The organism is Microcoleus sp. LEGE 07076, from assembly GCF_015207455.1.
Lineage (GTDB): Bacteria > Cyanobacteriota > Cyanobacteriia > Cyanobacteriales > Microcoleaceae > Microcoleus.
The window spans coordinates 1-22,379 of the sequence record NZ_JADEWV010000109.1; the positions used below are offsets into that span (position 1 = coordinate 1).

General features: G+C 46.4%; 16 protein-coding genes. 5 read left to right on the forward strand and 11 right to left on the reverse strand.

Going from position 1 to position 22,379, the window contains the following annotated elements; genetic code table 11:
* Both IQ270_RS17935 and IQ270_RS17940 read right to left on the reverse strand, forming a co-directional pair.
* Positions 1-299, reverse strand: a 299-nt coding sequence (locus IQ270_RS17935) for a DUF4335 domain-containing protein (protein WP_193974511.1), incomplete at its 3' end; no start/stop codon positions are given.
* Positions 300-392: 93 nt separating this feature from the next.
* Positions 393-998 carry a DUF3038 domain-containing protein gene (locus IQ270_RS17940; RefSeq protein ID WP_193974512.1) on the reverse strand — a complete coding sequence of 202 codons (606 nt, stop codon included), beginning with the start codon at positions 996-998 and terminating at the stop codon, positions 393-395.
* Between the two features lie 378 nt (positions 999-1,376).
* Here IQ270_RS17940 and IQ270_RS17945 point away from each other — a divergent pair, with 378 nt between their 5' ends.
* Both IQ270_RS17945 and IQ270_RS17950 read left to right on the forward strand, forming a co-directional pair.
* The gene (locus tag IQ270_RS17945) at positions 1,377-1,589 is read left to right on the forward strand and encodes a helix-turn-helix domain-containing protein (protein WP_193974513.1); all 213 of its coding nucleotides are present in this window, start codon (positions 1,377-1,379) and stop codon (positions 1,587-1,589) included.
* Positions 1,579-1,965 (forward strand): hypothetical protein, encoded by a 387-nt coding sequence (locus IQ270_RS17950; protein ID WP_193974514.1) that lies wholly within the window; start codon positions 1,579-1,581, stop codon positions 1,963-1,965. The genes IQ270_RS17945 and IQ270_RS17950 overlap by 11 nt, the downstream gene beginning before the upstream one ends.
* Positions 1,966-2,890: 925 nt before the next feature.
* On the opposite strand, the gene IQ270_RS17955 is transcribed toward IQ270_RS17950, so the two are convergent.
* Both IQ270_RS17955 and IQ270_RS17960 read right to left on the reverse strand, forming a co-directional pair.
* On the reverse strand, positions 2,891-3,832 hold the full coding sequence (locus IQ270_RS17955; RefSeq protein ID WP_193974515.1) for a DNA methyltransferase: 942 nt from the start codon (positions 3,830-3,832) through the stop codon (positions 2,891-2,893).
* A gap of 277 nt (positions 3,833-4,109) precedes the next feature.
* Positions 4,110-6,785: an endonuclease MutS2 gene (locus tag IQ270_RS17960; protein WP_339384217.1), complete on the reverse strand. Its 2,676-nt coding sequence runs from the start codon at positions 6,783-6,785 to the stop codon at positions 4,110-4,112.
* 1,158 nt (positions 6,786-7,943) lie between these two features.
* Between IQ270_RS17960 and IQ270_RS31975 the strand changes: the two genes are divergently transcribed.
* The 3 genes from IQ270_RS31975 to IQ270_RS17970 all read left to right on the forward strand — a co-directional run bounded on the left by IQ270_RS31975 (position 7,944) and on the right by IQ270_RS17970 (position 10,818).
* Entirely contained in the window at positions 7,944-8,075 is a 132-nt protein-coding gene (locus IQ270_RS31975; protein WP_255532461.1) for a hypothetical protein, read from the forward strand.
* Positions 8,076-9,500 (forward strand): NCS2 family permease, encoded by a 1,425-nt coding sequence (locus IQ270_RS17965; RefSeq protein ID WP_193974517.1) that lies wholly within the window; start codon positions 8,076-8,078, stop codon positions 9,498-9,500. It abuts the gene before it with no gap.
* A gap of 256 nt (positions 9,501-9,756) precedes the next feature.
* The gene (locus IQ270_RS17970) at positions 9,757-10,818 is read left to right on the forward strand and encodes a mannose-1-phosphate guanylyltransferase (protein ID WP_193974518.1); all 1,062 of its coding nucleotides are present in this window, start codon (positions 9,757-9,759) and stop codon (positions 10,816-10,818) included.
* A gap of 120 nt (positions 10,819-10,938) precedes the next feature.
* On the opposite strand, the gene IQ270_RS17975 is transcribed toward IQ270_RS17970, so the two are convergent.
* From IQ270_RS17975 to IQ270_RS18005, 7 genes are all read right to left on the reverse strand, one after another.
* Positions 10,939-12,018 carry a serine protease gene (locus IQ270_RS17975; protein ID WP_193974519.1) on the reverse strand — a complete coding sequence of 360 codons (1,080 nt, stop codon included), beginning with the start codon at positions 12,016-12,018 and terminating at the stop codon, positions 10,939-10,941.
* 25 nt (positions 12,019-12,043) lie between these two features.
* Positions 12,044-12,598 (reverse strand): COP23 domain-containing protein, encoded by a 555-nt coding sequence (locus IQ270_RS17980; protein ID WP_228056472.1) that lies wholly within the window; start codon positions 12,596-12,598, stop codon positions 12,044-12,046.
* A 109-nt stretch (positions 12,599-12,707) separates the two neighbouring features.
* Positions 12,708-14,567: a trypsin-like peptidase domain-containing protein gene (locus tag IQ270_RS17985; RefSeq protein WP_193974520.1), complete on the reverse strand. Its 1,860-nt coding sequence runs from the start codon at positions 14,565-14,567 to the stop codon at positions 12,708-12,710.
* Positions 14,568-14,632: 65 nt separating this feature from the next.
* Positions 14,633-15,208 carry a COP23 domain-containing protein gene (locus IQ270_RS17990; protein ID WP_193974521.1) on the reverse strand — a complete coding sequence of 192 codons (576 nt, stop codon included), beginning with the start codon at positions 15,206-15,208 and terminating at the stop codon, positions 14,633-14,635.
* Positions 15,209-15,327: 119 nt separating this feature from the next.
* A complete protein-coding gene (locus tag IQ270_RS17995; protein WP_193974522.1) occupies positions 15,328-15,930 on the reverse strand; it encodes a COP23 domain-containing protein in 603 nt (200 codons plus the stop codon).
* 405 nt (positions 15,931-16,335) lie between these two features.
* A complete protein-coding gene (locus IQ270_RS18000; RefSeq protein WP_193974523.1) occupies positions 16,336-18,054 on the reverse strand; it encodes a protein kinase in 1,719 nt (572 codons plus the stop codon).
* A gap of 462 nt (positions 18,055-18,516) precedes the next feature.
* On the reverse strand, positions 18,517-21,867 hold the full coding sequence (locus IQ270_RS18005; protein ID WP_193974524.1) for a tubulin-like doman-containing protein: 3,351 nt from the start codon (positions 21,865-21,867) through the stop codon (positions 18,517-18,519).
* Positions 21,868-22,379: the final 512 nt, after the last annotated feature.

Sequence of the window (22,379 nt, forward strand, 5' to 3'; positions counted from 1 at the left end):
TCTGGCGAGTCTGGGGCTGTTGCGGTAATGCCGGTTTGAGAGTTGAGGTTGCTTTCCCAATCGCGGGATTCGCCGAGCAAGTTTTGGATGTAGTTGCTGACTGCTTCGTGGAGGGTTTCGAGTTGAATGCGATCGCCCCTGAGAGTAACGTGTTCGGTATCTGGTAGCCTGGGGTCGTCGAGCCGCAACTCGAAATTTAAAGATTTAAATACGGGTTGGCCCGCCCAGCGAGATAGAGGCGAACTTTTGGCTGTAATTTCCAGCGTGCAAGTAGGGGGCGTGTACCGTTTGCGTATCATAGCAAGAAGACTGTATGTTATTTGTTATTTGTTATTGGTTATTGGTTATTTGTTTGTTCTAATAAGCAATAACCAATAACTAATGACTGGTGACTAATTTTTAGCGCGGTCTAACAGAGCTAGCCAGAGCCGTCTGTGACCGCCGGGACTGCTGTAAAAAAGTAAATCTATCAGGAGTTTGAGGGCTAGGTTGGTTAGTTCTTTTGCCGATAGGTTTTCTGCATCTTCCATGCGATCGGCATAAGTGTTGCTGAACCTATCAATATAGTCTCCCAACAAAGCGACTGTGTGAGGTTCCCGGTTTTGCTCTGCCATTTGTTCGAGCAAAGCCACGGCGCGGCGGATTAAAGCTTGGTGCTGTTTTGCTAAATTACAGCCGATCAAAACGAGCGATCGAGCTTCCTCCACATCCAGTTTTTTGCGCCCTCCCTGACCTTTCCGCAGCGGGTTAGATTGGCGCAGCCGCCACAATGCGACGCGATCGGCTACCATTGGCTCTAAATTCAGTTCGGCTGCTACCTTGAGCATCGCCTCGGAGCCAATTTCTGCCAGTGCTTCTAGGGCTAACAGCACTAAATCCAGTTGGGCTTTAATGTTGTCCAACTGGGTAGGTTCTGGTGCTTTTTGGGTCAATTCTTCCCAGTTGGGAGATGAACCCGTTTCGTTTGTGGGAGCGGAGGGCTTTACGGTCGAGCGCATGGCTTGGGCACGGGAAATAAGACAGGTTGAGGCAGGATATCGACAGTATGCACTGCTTTGGCTTTATGGCCGGACAAAAGCAGATCTGTTAATTTTTCTCCATAACTCGTTGCTTTGATTCCGGCAATCCTAAATGCTGGACGGATTTGCGAGATGAAAGTTGCGGTTGCAAGTTCGATCGGTCAACCGCAGCAAAACCCAAACATTTTCACCCCCAACCATCCTACGCCGCAAAGTCACCGAAATCAAATCAGTGCTTTGAAACTATCGGGACTTATATCAATGCAAAGATCCTAGCGCCCTAGAATGCTACTTATAGTCTGTCGCTACTTATAGTCTGTCAGATTATAGTTGTCATTGCTTCATCTGGCGCAATCTATGGATATTACCGAGCAATTTGGTAAAAAAGTTAGATATTTCAGAAAGCTCAGAAATCTTTCCCAAGATCAGCTTGCAGAACTATCTGAATTACATCGTACCTACATTGGCTCAGTTGAACGAGGAGAAAGAAACATAACGCTGCTGAATGCCAGCAAAATAGCTAAGGCATTATCCGTTAGTTTAGCGGATCTGGTAATTGATGATGACTGAAAGAAAACTAGAGCAAATTTTAGCAAGATACCAAAATTCATTTACCGAGAAAGTTTACGCAGAAGAGAATGAAGAACACGATATTTTAATGGATGTGTTTGGTATCTCTCCCATCATAAAAAAAGAAAATAAGCAATATTGGGGGCGCGAGTTAGGTATGTGTTGGCAATTGTTAGTTACTGAAACGTGCAAAGCATATTGCAGTAGTTTTCAGCCAGCATTTAAAGTGGGAAGCGATGAGCCGTGCGATCTGATTGTTGATGGGTACGCGATAGATACAAAATATCGTATTGGCTCAGGAGATTCTGGAACACTGAAAAAATTCAAATCCTATGGCCCACTACTTCGTACTTATAACTCAATACAGTTGACTTAAGAAAAATCTGACTTGCCCAAAATGGCTGTATTGCCAGAAAATCGTCAGATGAAATTCATCAAAAGCGTTAAGTAAACCCGATTGACTTCTCATCCACTTGATTAAGAGAAGAGTTTTGAACCACAGAGGGCGCAGAGGGCGCAGAGGGAAAAGTATTGCGAGGGTTTTGGATGTCGTAAAAAACTTTTTATCCCTCCCCTCTCTGTGTTCTCTGTGTTCTCTGCGGTCAAATCTTCTTAAGATCTACTTCACCTCTTTATTATCCAAAAATCGTCAGATGAAGTTCATCAAAAGCGTTAAGTAAACCGGATTGACTTCTCATCCACTTGATTAAGAGAAGAGTTTTGAACCACAGAGGGCGCAGAGGGCGCAGAGGGAAGAGTATTGCGAGGGTTTTGGATGTCGTAAAAAACTTTTTATCCCTCCCCTCTCTGTGTTCTCTGTGTTCTCTGCGGTCAAATCTTCTTAAGATCTACTTCACCTCTTTATTATCCAAAAATCGTCAGATGAAGTTCATCAAAAGCGTTAAGTAAACCGGATTGACTTCTCATCCACTTGATTAAGAGAAGAGTTTTGAACCACAGAGGGCGCAGAGGGCGCAGAGGGAAGAGTATTGCGAGGGTTTTGGATGTCGTAAAAAACTTTTTATCCCTCCCCTCTCTGTGTTCTCTGTGTTCTCTGCGGTCAAATCTTCTTAAGATCTACTTCACCTCTTTATTATCCAAAAATCGTCAGATGAAGTTCATTAAAAGCGTTAAGTAAACCCGATTGACTTATAATTACGAGCCAGTTTTTTTAATACTTAGACAAGATAATTTGCCTGCAGCTATTACAGCGTGCCAAGTAGGGACTTGGAGAGTTTACACTGGCGATGCTTCGTTTGAGTTCATAGAAACAATAAGTGGGTTTGATTTAAAGTCATTTCTTACTGGAAAAGTGGGAGAATTCCCTGTACACCGCTGAAACTATCAAGGCGCTTGTTGATAATGTCTATGTAGTCAGGTACTATTTCAATGCCAACATACTTAACCCCAAATTCTTGCGCCGCCAGTAATGTAGTTCCCGATCCGGCGAAAGGATCGATTAGCATAGAATTTTCCAAACGCGGTACAAATATTTCGACCAGTTTTCTCATGAGAGCGATTGGTTTTACTGTGCAATGAACGTTAAACTCCTCGGTTTTCTCACGCTGTATATCTTCTAAAATATTTGACTGAAAACCACCGCATCCATCTTTAGTATAAAAAAGGCCTGTACCATACTCCTGTAGAGTTTCTAAGTAATTATTGACGAGTGGTTTTTGAAGCACGCAGATTGCTTCCCATTCGTTCCTCAGACAACTGTGCCAACCATCCCATTGTTCAGGATTTTCATATCCTTTCTTCTCGAACTGTTGTTTAATATTGACACCTTTAGGGATACCACTGGATCTTTTATAAACGAGCATATCTCTCGCATAGAATCCAGCATTTTCAAGTGCTACTTGTACGTGAGCAACAGTTCTTGTGCTGTTGAAGACTAAAACTGTCGCACCCGGTTTGCAGATCCGAAAAAGCTGCTCGCCCCAATCCAAGCACCACTTCTGATAATCCAGAGTGTTGTTGCGATTCTTTTGATACCATTTTTTGTTTCTAACTCCACCTGCTAAATCACTGCCATAGGGAATGTTTTTAACAAGGGTTTTATTTCCCTTGCCATTGACTTTTTCCCTGCGCCTTTGAATTTCCGAATCATCCCATTTGTGACCAATAAATTCATAATTATAAGGCGGGTCAGTGATACAAGCAGAAATATAATTTTCTGGCAATGTCTTCATCACTTCGCGACAGTCGCCAACCAAAACTTCATTTGATGGAGTTTTTTTCATGAATCTGGCAGTTTGTTCGATCGGCAAATCAAACTTCAATTATGCCACATTTGCAGTATATAGTGAATCTAAATGAGTCGTGAAACCCTCTTCTGTTTCCGAACTTCGCGTTCTTTGCGTCTAAGCGCTTCGCGCAGGCTACGCCAACGCGGTTCGTTTAAAAAACCACAACTCATTTACACTCGCTACAGACAGTCCAAATCATAGATTCATTCCAGCTTGTTTTGCTGCCGACAAACATATAATTAGTAATCCACCATAAATACCTCAATCCTGACTATTTCAAAAAGACGATCGTCACACCGGCACCTCCTTCTTTTTGACTGGCCAACTCATAGCGAGAAACCTGGGGATGAGTGTCGAGAAATTCGTGAACCCCGCGGCGCAACTGTCCGGTACCTTTGCCGTGAATTATCCACAAAACTCCGTATTCCACGGCTTTGGAAAGAGCTCTGTCTATTTCGATTTCGGCATCGGAGACTCTGGCACCCCGGAGGTCGATCGAATTATTAGCAGTGCGGATGGCGATTTCGGGATTGGGTTTTGCAGGTTCCGACGCTGCTTGCTTGGCTTTAGCCGTAGCGATTGCTTGGGCTTGGGCTGCTACCTTGGCTAGTTGAGCTTTGGTTTCCGGTTTTTCACCGTCGAGGGATTCGATTTCTGCCAGTTTGACGGTCATTTTCATAATCCCAAAGCGCACGCTCAATTCTTCGTTAGCATCGGGCCCGCTGAGGACTTCGGCGGTTTGACCGAGGCTGGGTATGCGGATACGATCGCCCACTTTCGGCATAAAAGCCGGTTTTGGTTTCGCCGGTTGTTGCCGAGAGGGCAGATGTTTTTGGGAAATTTGATTTAAGGTATCTGTCGCCACTTGAGCATTTTGAGCCGTTTTATCGCCCGACTGCAAGCGCCGAATGATTTGAGCAATTTCCGATTTAGCTGTACCTATTGCCTCATTTACTGCCACTTCCTGAGCTATTTTTAGTTCTCGCTCCCGCTCTTGCAAAGCTGCTGCTTTTTGAGAAACTTCTCTGTGCAGTTTTTCGGTTTGGTGTAGCAGTTGAGTTGCTTCTCGGGCTTTGGTTTCCTGTTTCCGGCGCTGGGCTTCTAGTCCTGCAATCACTTGATTGACATCTTGAGATGCTCCCCCGACATAGGTTTGAGCTTCATCGACTATTGATGTTAGCAAACCGAGTCTTTTGGCAATGGTGAGGGCGTTGGAACGTCCGGGAATTCCCCACAGCAGGCGATAGGTGGGCTGCATCGAATTGTCGTCAAATTCTACTGAGGCATTTTCAAAGCGAGAGTCTTGATATTTGAGGGCTTTGAGTTCGCCAAAGTGGGTGGTTGCGACTGTTAGTAGGGAATGTTGGGCGAGATATTGCAACAGGGCGATCGCCAATGCGCTGCCTTCAGATGGATCTGTCCCCGCTCCTACTTCGTCTAGCAAAACTAAAGATTTGGGATTTGGGATTTGGGATTTGGGATTTGGGATTTGGGAGTTGGGATTTGGGATTTGGGATTTGGGATTTGGGATTTGGGATTTGGGATTTGGGATTTGGGAATTTTCTTCTCCTTCTCCTGGACTTTGCCTTTCCGATTTATTATGCAAAACTTCTAAAATGCGGCTGATGCGGCGGATGTGGCCGGAGAAAGTAGACAAACTTTGCTGCAAAGATTGTTCGTCACCAATATCGGCAAGAATGTTGTCGAACCAAGGCAATTCTACGGGTTCGCGGGCGGCGACAAACATTCCGGCTTTCGCCATTAAAGCTGCTAATCCCAAGGTTTTGAGGGTGACAGTTTTGCCGCCGGTGTTGGGGCCGGTGATGGCGACGACGCGGATCTGGGGGCTGATTGTTAAATCGACGGGTACGACTGCGAAACCTTGTTCGTGCTGTTGCTGCCAAACTAATAGGGGATGGCGCAATTGACGGAGGGTAATTGGCGATCGCAAATTGCGAATTAATACTTGGCTTTTTTCTGGTTGTTCCTCATCTGAATTTTCATCACCCGAATTTTCTTCATCTAAATTATCTGTATTTTTTGGTGCTAATTCTGGTTCTCCCAATTCGATAAATTTCGGCGGGTTGGCTTGCAACCAATAACCGTAGCGCGCTTTAGCTGCTGCTAAATCTAAAGTTGTCACTACCACCAACAATCTGTCTAAATCTGGTTTGACTGCTGCGACTTGCTGGGTGAGGGCGCGGAGAACTGCTTCTTCTTCGGCTTGTTCTTGCCTGAGCAACTGCCGCATTTGGTTGTTGAGATTGACTGTGTTGTGGGGTTCTACGTACAGTGTCGCGCCGCTGGCGGAGGAGTCGTGAACGATACCGGGTATGGCATCTTTTTGGGGAGCTTTGACGGGAATTACAAAGCGGGCGTTTCTTTGGGTAATTACCTGTTCTTGGACGGCGTTGGATTGTCGCTGCAAAATGCCTTGGAGTATTTGATAAATGCGATCGCGCAACTGCCGCATTTGCACTCGAATTCCTCCTAATTTAGGAGTGGCTCTGTCTGCTACTCGAGCGCGATCGTCTATACAGCGATGGATTTCCTGCTCGATTTCTGGATAAGTCCGCAATTGAGATGCCAATTCTTTGAGTATCGGCACATCCGTTGCAGAGTCAACTATCCGGCGCAATTGTCTGGCTCCAGACAGGGTTGTAGCAATTGCCAGCAATTCTTCCCCGCTGAGCAAACCTTGCAGTTCGGCTCGTTGCAGGGTAGAGCCGATGTCTTGGATGCCTTCAAAACTCAAAGCAGCGCCCGGGCGACTCTCTAACTGGTAAGCTTCCTGAGTTTGGGCGAGCAATTCTGCTGTTTGAGCTTGAGTTTCCGGGATTTGGAGGTCAAGGGCGGCGGCGACGCCGAGTTTGGTGGCCGCGAAGGTAGCCAAGTGCTGGCACAGGCGGGGCCATTCTAATAGTTCTAGTGTTTCGGCTTGAATCAAAGTTGAGGTGGTGTTGGTAATTGGCATTCCCAGGTGTTCGCTGAGAAGGTGAATTTGACTGCACTATTTTTTCATTTTAAAGTTTTTTCGGCTTTCCGGGCGCAACCTGACAAAGTATGTGCGATCGCCCCCTGTCGATTTTCCATTTTCGATTGACTCCACAGATGAAGATAGCTGGAACTAAGCTTTAAAATTTTCATCTTTTCACGGCAGTCGTCCGGGTTGGTATCCGTTTTGGGTCTCGGTCACAATTTATACCATTGTTCAACTTTTAGGCAAGATTATTTTTAGGGTGAGCCGCCGCTCTTTGACTTTTAAATTCAATCGACTTTTCGAGCGGCGACGCATTCGATACGAATTCTAAGAAGCTTGTAAACAGCAGGCTCGCTTCCTGGAGAATCGAGAATTGTTGGAGATGTTTTTTGGACTTCGGGTTGAGCCAAAAAAAACCAAAAATTATTGTGCAGGAATACTTTTGACAGTTGCTATGAGGAATGCGAGAATTTGCACCTTTGGCTTGTAGGTCTCAATTTATACTTTCTACTGTTCGGAATTCCCCAAAAAAGCTGCAACTGCGATCGCGCGATTGCGGTCATTATACATTCAGTAATTTGCAATTTTTAATCTAAAATATATAGCGTATTCCCTTACGGTGCAGTACGCGTGAAACCGGGTTTATTGAAGAAAATCAGTTAGCTCAATTCCGGTTGCACTTTTGTTGATGTTGACTGTTCACCGTTCACCGTTCGCTGTTTGAATAATACCGATGCAACCGGAAATGATATTATCCGGATAAAACTGTAAAGAAACCCGGTTTCTGGGGTGTAACTAAGTCGGTGGGAAAAAACACAACTGTGTTCAGAAATATCGATGGGGCTAAAACCAGAATCTCTCCTGCATTCTGTCTCCTGACTCCTGCCTCGTACCAACTACAAATATTCACGCCTTTCTACTTACTTCATAAATCTGGCATACGCTGTACGAGCACTCAAAAACTTGGGTCACTTCCTCAAGCTGTGTTCCTAGCAATTAAAAATCAAGCAATTCCTAGGCTGGTGATAGCAATAAACATTCTATGACCGGAGAATGTTTATTTGTATCTAGCTAGTTATTATATATTCTCAAAAATCAATTATTTTGTATCTGGAACAACAAAAAGTGTTGAATCTTTCGCATAATTTAGTCACAGATTTAATACACAAACACAGCAGCGATCGTTTTGAAAATCGCAGCTTGTTTGTGGAAAACGTGGTGGACGCGCCCGAACAACATTTATTTGGAGACAACTGAATGAGCAACATAGAAAAAGAGCTTCAGCAGCAACCACACACACCAACCTATACCGGCCCAGCCGCAGCGATCGCCAACTACTTCAACTTCGATTTTTACCAGACTAACTTTCGGGTTGAAACTTTAGCGGGACTGACGACATTTATGACGATGGCATACATACTGGTTGTCCATCCGCTGATTCTATCGGATGCTGTCTTCCTCAACCAGCCCAAAGATTTGTTTGGGGAACTGGTTGTCGTGACCGGGATTTCAGCCGCGATCGGCACAATGTGCATGGGACTTATAGCCAATTATCCGTTTGCCCTAGCCCCCGGTATGGGTACAAATGCCTTTTTTGCCTACTCAGTAGTTTTAGGGCTGAAAATTGATTGGCGTACTGCACTGGCTTGCGTACTTGTTGAAGGTTTAATCTTCGTGGCTTTGACATTGACCGACATTCGCCGCCACTTAGTCACCGCTGTGCCGAACTCGATTAAGGCAGCCACCACGGTTGGGATTGGTATGTTTCTCGCTTATATCGGACTCAGCGGTGCGGTGAAAGTTGGGGGGGCTGGTTTGATTGTCGCCAACGAAGTAACCAAAACTTCCTTCGGCAGTTTCCGAGAACCAGCAACACTGTTAGCAACGTTTGGCATTTTCATCTCGGTGATGTTCATTGTTCGTCGGGTTAAAGGTGCTTTGCTTTGGGGTATAGCCGGAACCGCTATCTTGGGATGGATATTAGGAGTCACACCTGCACCCAGCGGGATTGCTGCTATTCCCACCTTTCCGTCTCATTTATTTGGTCAGGCTTTTGTGGGCTTGTCGGGAGTCAATCCCAGCAACTTCATCGATTTTTTAGCGGCGATGCTGGTATTTTTATTTGTGGATATGTTCGATACGATCGGTACCTTGTCTGGTGTGGGGACACAAGCAGGTTATATCGACGAGAATGGCGAACTGCCGCGTGCTAATCAGGCGCTGATGGCAGATGCGATCGGTACAACCGTAGGAGCCGTTTTGGGCACCTCGACGGTGACAACTTTTGCTGAGTCAGCAGCCGGAGTGGCTGAGGGCGGGCGGACAGGCTTTACGGCTGCGATCGCAGCTATCATGTTTTTGGTGGCGCTACTATTCGTGCCAATTTTTGAAGCTATTCCTGCCTTTGCGACAGCCCCAGCGCTGCTGATTGTCGGAGTCTTGATGATGAGTAGCATTACGAGCATTAACTGGGACGATTTAACCGAAGCTATTCCTGCTTTTGTGACGATATTTTTCATTCCGTTGGGCTTTTCGATCGCGGCTGGGTTATCAGCCGGATTAATTCTCTATCCCTTTACTAAGTTGGTTAAAGGTCGATCGAGCGAAGTCTCTGTTGTCACCTGGATTTTGGCAGCCATTTTCATTGCCCGCTTTGTGTTTCAAACTTTTCGTTTCGGATAAGGTAAGGAGGGCGCCGGGGGGATCGCATTCTATGCAGCCTCATAAAAAATTGGTATAACCCTCCTCTTAATTACCAATCCTGCAATTACCTATTACCTATTGCCTATTACCGCTCGAAGCAGAGCACCTCATGTTACACAGAACCGGTATATAGCGAGACAGTCAACAGTCAACAGTCAATCTTTCTCAGTAATTCTTTACAAACACCCTCTAGGTATCAAGGCAAAATAGATGTGAACTGTTTAAACTTTAAACAATGAGTAGAACCTTAATTCCTGTGATTCTGGCCGGCGGTAAAGGCGAACGTTTTTGGCCGCTGAGTCGCAAACAGCGCCCCAAGCAGTTTTTGAGTCTTGACGGTAGCGGCAAGAGTTTGCTGCAAGCTACTGCTGAAAGACTTTTGGAATTAGGTAACGGTTGGGAGGATTTGTGGGTGGTAACGTCGGAAATGTTGGCCGACGGGGTTCGGGAACAGTTGCCGCTGTTGTCGCCCCAGAATTTGCTGGCGGAACCGGAGGGCCGGGATACTGCGCCGGCGGTGGCTTGGACTGCTATAGAAACTGCGAAGCGTTACGGTGAGGATGCGGTTGTGGGTTTTTTCCCGGCGGATCACTGGATTGGGGAACCGCAGGAGTTTGTCAAGACTTTGGAGGCGGCGGCGGATTTGGCGAAAAATCAGGATGCGATCGCCACTTTGGGTGTCAAACCGAGTTATGCTTCCACTGGCTACGGCTACATCGAACAAGGCGAAGAAATCGGCAGTTTTGGTGGTTTTCCGGCGTATCGGGTGGCGAGGTTTACTGAAAAGCCCGATCGGGCCACGGCTGAGGAATTTGTCGCCAGCGGTAAGTTTAGCTGGAACGGCGGAATCTTTGTATTTCGAGTCGGAACAGTATTGACAGAATTGCGAAATCATGTACCGGAAATGATGGCAGCTTTGGAAGCAAAAGGCGCTGCTGCTTACTCCGAATTGCCAAAAATTAGCATCGATTACGCGCTGATGGAGAAGACGAAAAAAGCCTGTGTGTTGCCCGTAGGCTTTAGTTGGGACGATTTGGGAGATTGGAATGCGATCGCCCGTTTGCTGCAAGGAGACAAGCCGAATGTGGAATTAGCAAAACACGTCGGAATTGACACCAAAAACGGCATTTTCTACGCAGCGGATGACAATGAAGTGATTGTCACCATTGGTTTAGAAGATGTGGTAGTTGTCAGAGATGGGAATGTGACTTTGATTGTGAAAAAAGATAGAACTCAGGAGATTAAACAGGTCATCAAAGTGTTGGGAGAAGATGAAAAATTGAAAGATTTGTTGTAAAAACAAACACGACAACCTCAGAAACCCGGTTTTTTGGTAAAGTTCTCGTTACCAAAGCCAAAATTCGTAGAAACCGGGTTTCTCGCCTGCTAAAAACAAACTGGAGAACCTGAGAGTAAACTAAAGCTGAGTGCAACTTTTCGCCGCCGCCGCCTGTTGCCGCATCAGTTTAGCAGTGTTAGAAACAGCTTGGGAAACTGTTAAATTAGATTTCTCCGACTGCTGAGCCAACAACTGAGATGGTGGATCTAAACTGATATTTTTAGGCGTTTTTTCAGCTTTTTTAGTCGAGAACTGCGGTGCTGATTGCAAAAACTTTTCGATGGGAATTCCCCAACTCGATCGCACCATCAATTGCCGCATTGGTTCACAAGGTTTCGAGCCGTCCTGAAACACATAAGGATCTCCCCAAAGCGGGTAAGCGTGCATTCCGTTCACAGCTACCACCTCACCGGCTAAATTCAGCACTGGCCCGCCGCTCATGCCTTTTTCTATTTGATTGTTATAACCCAGTTGATAGCCGTCCTCCAGGGATTTTTCAGGTATGAGCGATACTCGTCCGGTCGTGAATTTCCATCCCGCTGCATCTGCTGATTTTGCAGTTTCAAAAGGAAACCCGGCAGCATATACTTGGTCTCCTTCTTTGACTGTTGAAGAACTTCCTAGCACGCCTATTTTGTAGTCGGATTGGGTACTGCGAAATTGCAATAGTGCTAAATCTTTGCCTACAAATTGAGTTGCTAAATATCGGGTGGCGGAGTAAATTTTGCCGTCGGGAGTTTGGATTCGATATGTTTTTGCTGACTCTAATACGTGGTCGTTGGTGAGCACAGTATAAACTTGTTCTTGTCTCTCAACGATCGTCCCGGAACCCCAACTGTCTCCTGCAAGCACTTTCACGGTAATTGAACGAGCTGTTTGGAGCATAGCTTTTTGGGCTAAATCTCCCGCACTCTGAGGAAGCGATTCTCCCTGGTTTTGCACTGACGGTTTTAGGGGTTTGGCGGGTAAATTCAGCGGTTGAGCTGCTGGTGACTTCACAGGTGGCTTGCCTAGTTGAAATATAGATGCTTGAGGTTGCTGCCATAAATCTGTGCGGACAAGTTCTGCTGCTGAGAAACCTCGATTGTGTAGTTGAACTGCTACTCCGGTTAACAAGCCAGCAGTACAACTGAAGAACGCTAGGGGAAACCAATTCATTAATGTTACAGAATTTACGGAAGTCTTACCAGACGGGGTTATCGGATTGGGAATTCTGCGGGTCTTCTACAGCAGCCTGTTGGAGATATTCGCTCATGTCTATATAAACACGAGACGCGCTTTCGTTGAGCGGCCCGGAGGCGCGGACGCGCACAGCAAGTAAATTTTTTAATACTTGATTGGGCTCGCTCCCCGGTTTGAGGGTGAACAGCAATCCAGTACAATTTCCTCCTTCACCGTTTGCTACGCAAACGACTTGCTGGTTGTTCATAATACCAGTAGTCAGGTAGTTGAGTTTTTGATTTCGGAAGTATTGGTGGAACCTTGCTGATACTTCAAGACAGCGCCGTTGTGGACTGTAGCCGGCTTCGCGGAAACGATCGGAAGTCCACCGGATCACCGGTACGTCACCGCGATTAGTCTGAGCAATGGTTGCGGGAGCGCCGTTGCTTGTGCCGCAGACAAAGGCTTTGGTTTGAATTGTGGTTTTTTGAGCGCTAGCATCAGTTGCGATCGCACTTACAGCAATTGCGATCGAACCAGCAGCCACCATCGAACTCAATAACTTGTATTTCTTCATAATTATCACCGCTTCTGGCGTTCAATATTTACAATTCAAAAAATTAAGCTATCCAACAATTTTTTCAGAGATTCTACCTTTTAAATCTCTATTTTTCTGGCAACAAAAGTTACCATTCCCTTTCAGAAACAGGCGGGTTATTGGTTAGAGGCTCAGAATTTCCCGACTGCAAACTGCTCGCACCCACCGGCGAGGTACCCGGACGGCAAACCGGCACACCCTGTACATACAGCGGATCTGGCGGGCGGATGTTGCTGGCTTCATCGGTTTCGCAGACGATCGATACTGTGACAGGATTGCTATTAGTAGCTGCTTCTGTCAAAAACACCGCTCCCACATAGGCTTTTTGGCTGGAACTCACAGGTATAGCATAGTGATATGCTCCCCTAGTAGTTGTGTGGATGGCAAAGTTGAACTTTGACATGGGAAGTTGAATGTTGAAAGAGCGTTGCAGCAAACTGACGGTACCGGTAAATGCACCGTTGCGCGTGCGGAAAGTTTGCTGGCCGCGAATTAAGGCTTGAATTGCTGATTCTGCTCCTGGCGATGTCGCCTGTCGTACCGCCACAGGTGCTGGCTGACGGCGCGGCTGGGGGTTTGGTGTCGGCGCTGGTGCGGCTGTTGGTTGCTTTGCTTCTAGGGAGTTATTTGCTACTGGACGTGTTTGAGCAATAGTCGGGGCCGGCCGCTGTGGCTGCACTCTATCAACTTGGTTTCTGGCAATTTGGTTTTGAGACAAAGAGATTCCCAGTCCGCTGTTGAGTGCCATTTGGAAGCCGTCTTCATTCCCAAATCCTCGATCGAGGGATGCTGCTTTTTGAGCGTCCTCATTCGCTCCTTCGTTGTCCCCGACGATGCGGCGGACTTCGCTGCGGCGGTTGTAGCCCACCGCGCTGTTGGGAGCCAGGCCGATGGCTTTGGCAATGTCGGTGTTGGCTCCTATATAATCTTTGATTTGAGCTCGGCTGACTCCCCTGAGACCGTAGGCATCTGCAAAGTTAGAATTGATTTGAATAGCTCGATCGAAATCGGCGATCGCCTCTTTATGATTTCCCAGTTGAGCATTGCTAGCGCCCCGAACGCGGTAAGCTTCGGCTAATTGGGGATTGTTTTGGATAGCTTTGATGGCATTTTCTAGGGCTGCTTTGTAATTTTTTTGAGCGAAGTTTGCATAAGCTAAACCGTTAAAAACATCGGCGGAGTTTTGATTGAATCGCAGTCCTTGGCTGAAATCGGCGATCGCCCCTTGATAGTTTTGCCGTTTGAGTTTTTCTTTGCCCTGTTCGGCATAAGCTTTAGGAGCGAGTTCCACAAATGTATTGATCGGAATTCCCAAGTTTACCCACGCTTTCGCGATCGTATCTTCTCTGTTGGCATCTGTACGTCCGTGAATCCCAATCACGCGGCCGCGAACATCGAGGATCGGCCCGCCGCTCATTCCCTGACGAGTTGGGTTTGTATAGATCAATTCATACCCGTCATTTACCCGTTCGCGAGCTGAAATTTGTCCTGCTGTCATCTGACGAATTTGTCTGTTAATCGTTTCCCCTGGCTTTGGCCAGCCGGAAACGTAGACTTGTTCTCCTACGTTGACTGTTTTAGAATCTCCCAACTGTGCTATCTCGTAATTGCCCGAGCTGACAAAGGGCGCGATCGCCAAATCGACTCCCGGCAATTGGATCGTGTTGCTGCTGTCGAATCGGAAGGAATTGCGATCGGGCGTGACAATTTTAAATTCGCCTCCTCCCGCTATTACGTGCTTGGCAGTCAGTACATAATAGGTACTTCCTTCCCTAGCAATAATTATCCCCGAACCCTGATTTTGTTCTCCTTCGATTAATACTGTAATTTGTTCGGCAATTTTGTTGACTTGTTCTGCTGATTGTGCTACAGCATTTTGCATTTGTACGATCGCAATTGTTGCACCGATCAGCGCCGCTGAAAGTCCGTATTTAAACTTAATTGTCATACACTCCATCCCTAATCTTAAGGAATTATTTTTGATTTCTATCTACCGAATTAGCCAGATATTTTTTACCACAAAGAACCCGCCGGCTCTGGTTCGCGTTTGATGTTGTCCCCAGATGGGGGAGCGGCGAAAATATTTGGATCGCCCGGAACTGCGACTGCTGGGGCCAACCCATTTAGAAAAACATTCATCTGAATACAAACAGGAAACATTGGCGATGTTTCCGGGGCTTTCGAGAGTTGAATGTCTGAGCCCCAAAGAGGTGTCATTTTATCCGCATCATCCGTTTCTAAATCAAAATTTAGCGCATTTCCCCTGTCGAAACTACCTCCTTGAATAATGCTGCAAATTGCTGTTTGCTGGCTGCCAGGTATTTGTCTAGCGCAATCTTTTTGAAGTTTTTGGGCCATTTCTTCGCACTGCGATCGAGAATTAATTCCTAAAACTAGGAAATCGCTCGATACCCATCTAATTGCTGGGATATTGCCCTGCGGTGTTTCAGCGATGATTGCTGGTTCGCCATCAACAGTACCGCAAAAAAAAGTTAATTCTCTAGCGTTACTGGCACTACTAAAAGTAATTGTGCTTGCCAAGGTAAATGCTAATGTTGTTGGAATTGAATTCAATACCCAAAGTTTCACAAATCACCTCCTTTGCCATGAAAAGAAGACCGGGCGGTTGAAACCGTCAGAAAATCAAACAAAACCTGCAGGTGCCGGTGGAATTCATTTGTTTGTGCGGTTTCAACCGCCGTCCCATCTTAAAAAAGTTGGTTGTTAGCATCCGATTCCACAGACTGCGGAGATGCAGCTTCTGTCGGTTGGCTGTTGAGATATTCGGCCATGTCGAGGTAAAGCCGATCGTTAATTTCGACTTGTACTCGACTAGAAGGCGCGCTTTCGTTGAGTGCATTTGTGCTGGCTCGATCGCGCAAATTCAACAGCCGTTTTAATGTATCTCGCGCATCAACTCCCGGTTTCACTGTAAATAACAAGCCGTTGTTCGGCAACTCGCGGGCGCAGTCGCCCCCCCGACGGTTGGCAACACAAATTACCGATTGTCGGTTGATCACTCCGGTTGTCAAGTATTTGAGCGTTCCCGTTTTGTGATACTGTTGAAATCTGTCAGATACCAGTTGGCACCGGCGCTGAGCATCGAATCCAGAATCCGAAAAACTATTAGAAATCCACTTGATTACTGTGACGTTGCCGCCCGGTCTTTGCAAAATAGTTGCTGGCGCACCTGCAATTTTCCCACAGACAAAGCCCGTGGTTTGCGCGGGAGTCGGAATACTAGCAACAATTGTGGTAGCAAGTGCGATCGCCGACGCAGCAATCAACGTTCTCAGTGGCTGAATTTTCATTGGCAATTTTATTCCTTAATTTGTTTGATGGATTTGTTTGATTTGATAGCTGATTCAAAATAGGTGAAGCGAGGTTCGTAGTGCGGACTAAAGTCCGCAAAATGCAGCGGACTTTAGTCCGCACTACCAACCTTTTTTATTATGGCAATCGACCAGACACGATATGATACCAAATCCGAGTCAGCCATCCTGGCGATGATGGGTAGGGTGCGTCGCGAGTTTCATCTCGATTCATAGCGAGAATTGTTCGCGGCGACGCACCCTACTTTCAGGCTCGCGATCGAGGGGATAAGTAACCTGGATTTGGTATGAGTGGCGATCGTAACTGTGACATCTGTATGGGGATTATAGCAAAATTATTTCTCAAAAGATAGGGTTTGAAAGTAATTTTCTTAGTGGGCGAGATTAAAAGAGGGGTTGGTCGTCTTTAGGAGTTGGGGCATTGGGGAGAGAGGGCGAGACTTCTGGCGCTGGTGAGGGTTCGCGGTTATCGGGTGAGAGTTTAAAAAGGTCGTCAGCAGGAGTTGGTGCGAGTTCGGGACTCGGCGGTTCGGGGCTGGGGGATTGGCGGATGGAAGTTTCAATGTTTTGAATTTGCCGATCGTACTCTGCAGAAAGAGTTTTCACTTTGTCAGCAACGAAGGAATCGGAACTAATTGCTTTGAGTTTGTCTGCTGCTTGAATCCACAAATCTTTCTGTGTTGACAATTCGGTTGCTTTTGGCGCATCGGCTGCGATCGCCATAGCTTCTTCTAACTGTTTCTGGGCTTGTTGTTCCCTTGTCAAACGCGCTTCCATCGCCGTCAACTCGCTTTGATAGGAAGGTAGCAGCTTTTGGGCATCGGGGTAGACTTTGGCAGTTTGCGGAATGCTGGATAGTTGGTCGATCGCGCTTTTCATGCGATCGCGAGCCGTCTCCAACTCTTGGGCTGTTTGAGCATTTTGCCCTAAAACACGAGCGTCACCAGCCTGTTTGACCGCGCTGTTGTAACTTTCATTAAAGGGTTTATCCGCTGCACAGTTATTGAGAGCACCGCACAAAAAACCGATGCGGGGCGACTCAAGGGCGGCAACTCCACCGACTAGCAGCAGAATTGGCAAAGCAATTAGGGCGATCGTTTTCCATTGACTTGAATTGCGATCGGGCGGTTTAGGATTGTATGGATTGTCTGGATATTGATTGCTTGCAGGCGAGTATTGATTGCCTGTAGAAATTTCAGTTGTAGATTGTCCGGGATCTGAACTAATTTCAGTATCACTATTAAATTGACCCATAAAATTTTTTCCTTGTGTTTTGCTATTATTATCGAGAGCATTTAAGACATCTCTCGCTGACTGATAGCGATCGCTCGGTTTTTTCTCCAACATCCTATCAAGTATCCCAGCCAGTTTGTCCGTGACATTCGCGTGCGATCGCCACTCCCACTCCCCATCATAATTAATCAAAGTATTTGGTTCTCGACCAGTTAACAAGACGATCGCCGTCACAGCCAAAGCATAAAGATCGCTATTCGGGTAACACTCGCCGCCCCGCAACTGTTCCGACGGACAATAAGCTGCTTTTCCCACCTGCGTAGGTTGGTGAGAATTAGCAACACCCCCGCCATTTGCAAGCTGTGTCTCCGCATATTTAACCACCCCAAAATCAATCAACACCGGTTTTGGTTTACCATTTGGCAGCATGATATTATCCGGCGAAATATCTCGGTGAATAATCCCTTTTCCGTGAATATACTGGAGCACTTCCAGAAGTTCCCGCAGCCATTCAACAATATCTTTTTCACAGAAACTTTTACTTTTACGTAAAACTTCGTAAGTTGTACCGTTGACAAATTCCTGCACAATAAACAAGCGCCCATTTTCCTCGAACCAATCCAGAAACTCCGGAATTTGGCGGTGATTGAGCGTGGATAAAATCTTGGCTTCTCGCTCAAATAATTCCCTAGCTTTTTGCAATGCCGCAGCCGTGGTATTGCTCGGAGCAAACTCCTTGAGAACGCAGTTATGATTATTTTTTCGATCTAACGCTAAATAGGTGCGACCAAATCCACCTTGACCCAAAAGTCGGTCAATTTGGTAGCGATTTTTCATCAAAGTTCCAGCCGATAATTCTGGTATTATCACTATTTTCTAATCCTGCTTCTATACTTCCTTAACTGGTTAACTGGTTCCCAGGCAGATCCTGGGAACCGATGTCCAGAGGCTCTGCCTCGCTTTAACTGGTTTTAACTGGTTCCCAGGCAGATCCTGGGAACCGATGTCCAGAGGCTCTGCCTCGCTTGCTATGATTAGAGGCAGAGCCTCTAGATATGTGTTCCCAGGCAGAGCCTAGGAACGAGTAATTTCGTAGCGATTTTCAATCGAAGTTCCAGCCGATAGTTCTGGTATCATCACTATTTACTAATCCTGTTTCTATAACTGGTTCCCAGTCAGAGCCTAGGAACGAGTAACTCGTAGAAACCCGGTTTATCCCTACCTCAGCTAGCTATGTGACCTCAGAAACCGGGTTTCTTTGTAGATTTATCGTTACCAAACGCAAAAATCGTAGAAACCCGGTTTCTCGCCCTAGCATAACTACAAAAACCCTCAACCAACTTGAGTTAACCGCGTACCGCACTTAGCACAAAATTTCGAGCTCGTTGGATTTTTGTGGCCGCAGCTAGTACAAAATACAAAGTCTGGTGCAGGTACTGTCGGCGGTTGAATTGGCGGTGCAGCATTACCAGCGGGAGCATTAATCACAGTAGGAGCGGTATAAATGCTGCCCAATTCTGGAGGTGCTGCCGTTCCACTTGGTTGAGGCGGCGGCGGAGTTTTTCCGGGTTCCGGCGCAGACAACTTGTAAGTTTCGATCGCCTCTTGAATAATCTTCAGCTCTCGTTTATAAACAGGGCTTTCATTTCCTCCTTCTTTGTCTAACTCAATTTCCCGCTCGTCGAGATATGCTTTCAACTGGCTGAATAGCTGTTGTTTTTGTGGCAAAGTTTCCGTCGCATTCAGGATTGCCGTCACCTGTTTTTGAATCTCTTCTTTGTCAGGACGACAGGCCACAACTTCCAAAAGTTGCACCGTTTCTTCCCAACTCGAAGCCAGGTCTACATTCTCTTGACCCAGCACATTTCTTACCGTGTAGCGAATCACATTTTCCTTCGTATTGCGGTTTTCTTCCCGCCGGATAACTCCTAATGCTCGTGCTTGCACCACCAATTGTAAAATCTTCGGATCCTCTGGAAACACATCCCAAAAAGGCGCTTCTTTTTGAATATGAACTGGGATCGGAGGATCTTTGCTTTCTCCCTTCGCTTTTGCCCGTTTTGCTTGAATTGATTGCCCTTTCCAATCTTGATAAGACTGTCGCAATTCACGCATTCCTTCAATACAGCGCAGCGAAAAACCGCCGACTTCTTGCACAAAAACAATCCGGTGGCGTTCGTCTTCTCCCAGCGGGGTAATTGCATCATTGCTACCCACCCGTTCTCGGAGCAAAGGAATTAATTTGATGGCGGCTGCTTCAGTGCCGTTACGCCCGCCAACGAGGGCAGCTTTGGTGTTGAGTGCTTCCGTAAACCCTGCATCTTTACCACTCATAATGGGTCTGGAAAGCAAAATTAAGGGTTTAGATTTGTCGTAGGCGATCGCCAATTGACTGCGGATGTCACCTTCGTCATTTTTAAACATTTTGAACAGTCCGTCGCAGGCTCCCAAATCTCGCTTCAAGCGACTGCTGTTAGGTACATTCTTAATTACCAACCGCGTTTTTCGATCGATAATTTCCTTGAAATCTGGATCTTGCACGTCCTGCAATTGCGGCAAATCAAACAGCCGCATCACCTCATCCGCTTGCCGGCTTTGTTTCCACAGCGGACTAGCTTCTGCGAGCACTTGACTCGACAAATTGCTGCAAACTCCGTCCATCCCCAACTCATACTTGCTTTTTGCACCTTCGGAAGCACCTGCTAATTGCTCGATCGCATCTCGGTACAAGTCATTTAGCTGCTGGCGGTCAAACAATTTGATACCGTTAATTACAAGCACATCAGCACTGCTTGCTTGTTTGTCTGCTGCTGTTTGAAAGTCATCGCGATTTTGGCGCAACTTCTGATTTAAGCGAGCCAAACGGCCTTCCAACTCTGTTAAATGCTCTTGCAGCCTGACAATTACTTCCAATCCCAACGCTCTAGATTTGCGCTGAACAATTGCAATCAAACTCCCCTCTAACCCGCCCAGAGCCGTAGCACAATACTTTTCCATAGCATCTTGTTTGCTCAAACCAAACTGCTCTTGAAAGTGTCTAATCTCTTCCAAACCCTTTTGGTATTGTTGCTGAAAGCGATCCTCATTTGGCTCCCAAACTTTTTCGGCTTCCCGGCGAAACTTCTCAACAGCATTCTCAAAAATCTGCCGCACTGTGGTGATAAAAGCATCGGCAAATTTAGGCCCTTTGTTGCGGTCTTCCAGAATCGTGTAAAACTCCGCTTCTAGGCTTTTGCGTCCTTTTTTGATAATCTGGTTGCGGTTATCGTACATTTTTTGCAGGTAATCGCCGTGCAGCCGTTCGTCGGGACTCATTTCGCGCAGGTGATCGCTGCGATATTCCTCAACTTTTTTCTGCAAGTAATTGACAAATTGCAGAATCTTACCTTTTTCCGAGCCGAAAATACCCAAGAATCCTTGTTGGGTGCATTGCATTTTTTTATCTGCATTAATTTCGTTGCGGATGCTGTTTACCCAGTTGGAAAGTTCTGCTAAATAAGATTTATCGCCCGCAGCGCTCAAATCAGTCAGCATTTCCATTTCTGTCAACCGAACCCGTTTGAGGTCACTTTGTACCACCTCCAAGAGATTGGGAACTAATTGCACAGATTCGTTCAGCCACCAAGTCACAAAATCAGCAGCTAGCCGATTGGATAAAGATGTGCGAATTTGGGCGATCGGAATTTCAATTGTTGACAGCCCAAAACTCATAAATTGTTTGGAATAGCCGCGACCACCAGGGTCTTGTGCAGCCCAAGAACCTTTAATATTATCTCGGATCGATCGCTTGTGGGGAGCAAAATCTGAGGTCAAGTCCAGAAAGATATTCTGACCGATCATTTCCCGAATTTGGTCTAGGGGAAATTCAGTTTCACCGTTTTTAGTTCCGACTAAATAAGTAAAGTCAAAAGCAGGTCTTTTGTCGCGGATTTCATCTATCAAACCGGCGCTGTATTGAACTGCATATTCTGTGCGGTAGTCGGAAAAATAGCTCAATTCCATTAAGGCTGCGTAACCGTTAGCCACAACCCGATCGCCTACATTGATGCCAGCAAAAGCGTTAGGCATCGGCACAATCGCTGTAGTTGTCACGCTCGATGATCCTTGCAGCCACTTGCGGACAGCATAGCCAATATCGATCAGCATCCCGCTACCGGTGCCACCAGAAATTGAGCCGGTGATAAACACGTTGATGGAGTTCGTGTTTACCTTGACGTTGTATTTTTCCAACATCCAATTGTCGTGACCTTTTACGCGATCGCACGCCCCATTAAATGCTTGTTTAATCTTGTGATAGTTGCAGAAAAATGCAAACCGACCGCAGGCACGAATCTGTCCAGCACCCGCTTCTAAAGCCGTCATGTTGCGCTCTAATTCATTAGGAAACCAAGCTTCGATCCAGGGGAAGTTGCCCATATTGGACATGATATTTTCAACTTCATTACCGCTGACTTTAGCAAAGTATTTCTCGTTGTCCTTAAATGGAGTTCCGCCTGCTGCAGGGTTGCTTAGTTTGTAATCTTTGTCTGTATCAATTACCAGAAAACTGATAATTGGAAAGTTCTTTAAGCTTCCGTAAGTTTCTTCTACTAAACGGCGCACTCTTGCTAGCACTTCATTACCCGTTCCTCCTACTCCGATTAAAATTGTAGGAACCATACTTTTTTCATCAACAGTAGCCATAAAACCCCCTACTTTTTGTTTTTAATTTTACTGGTTATCAAACTCTGCGATTTAAACTGGTTCCCAGGCTCTGCCTGGGAATCAATCTCCAGAGGCTCTGCCTCGCTTGGTTTACTTGGAAAAAGAGCCTTGTTTCTCTGGTAAAATTGGAGGCAGAGCCTCCGGATCTGCGTTACCAGGCAGAGCCTGGGAACGAGTAATCGAGTAATTGGAGGCAGAGCCTCCGGATCTGCGTTACCAGGCAGAGCCTGGGAACGAGTAATACGAGTAATTGGAGGCAGAGCCTCCGGATCTGCGTTACCAGGCAGAGCCTGGGAACGAGTAGACAAGCGAGATCGATCGTGGATTTCAGACTTAACAACCATCACCAAAAATGGGCAAACCAACTAATTTCCAGATAATGCTAGGCGTACTTGCAGTCCAGAAAAAAGCATTTCCCAAGGCCGCCTGACCTGCTACAGTCATATTCATTTTCATCATGCCTTGAAACAACCACCGATCGAGCGGCATCG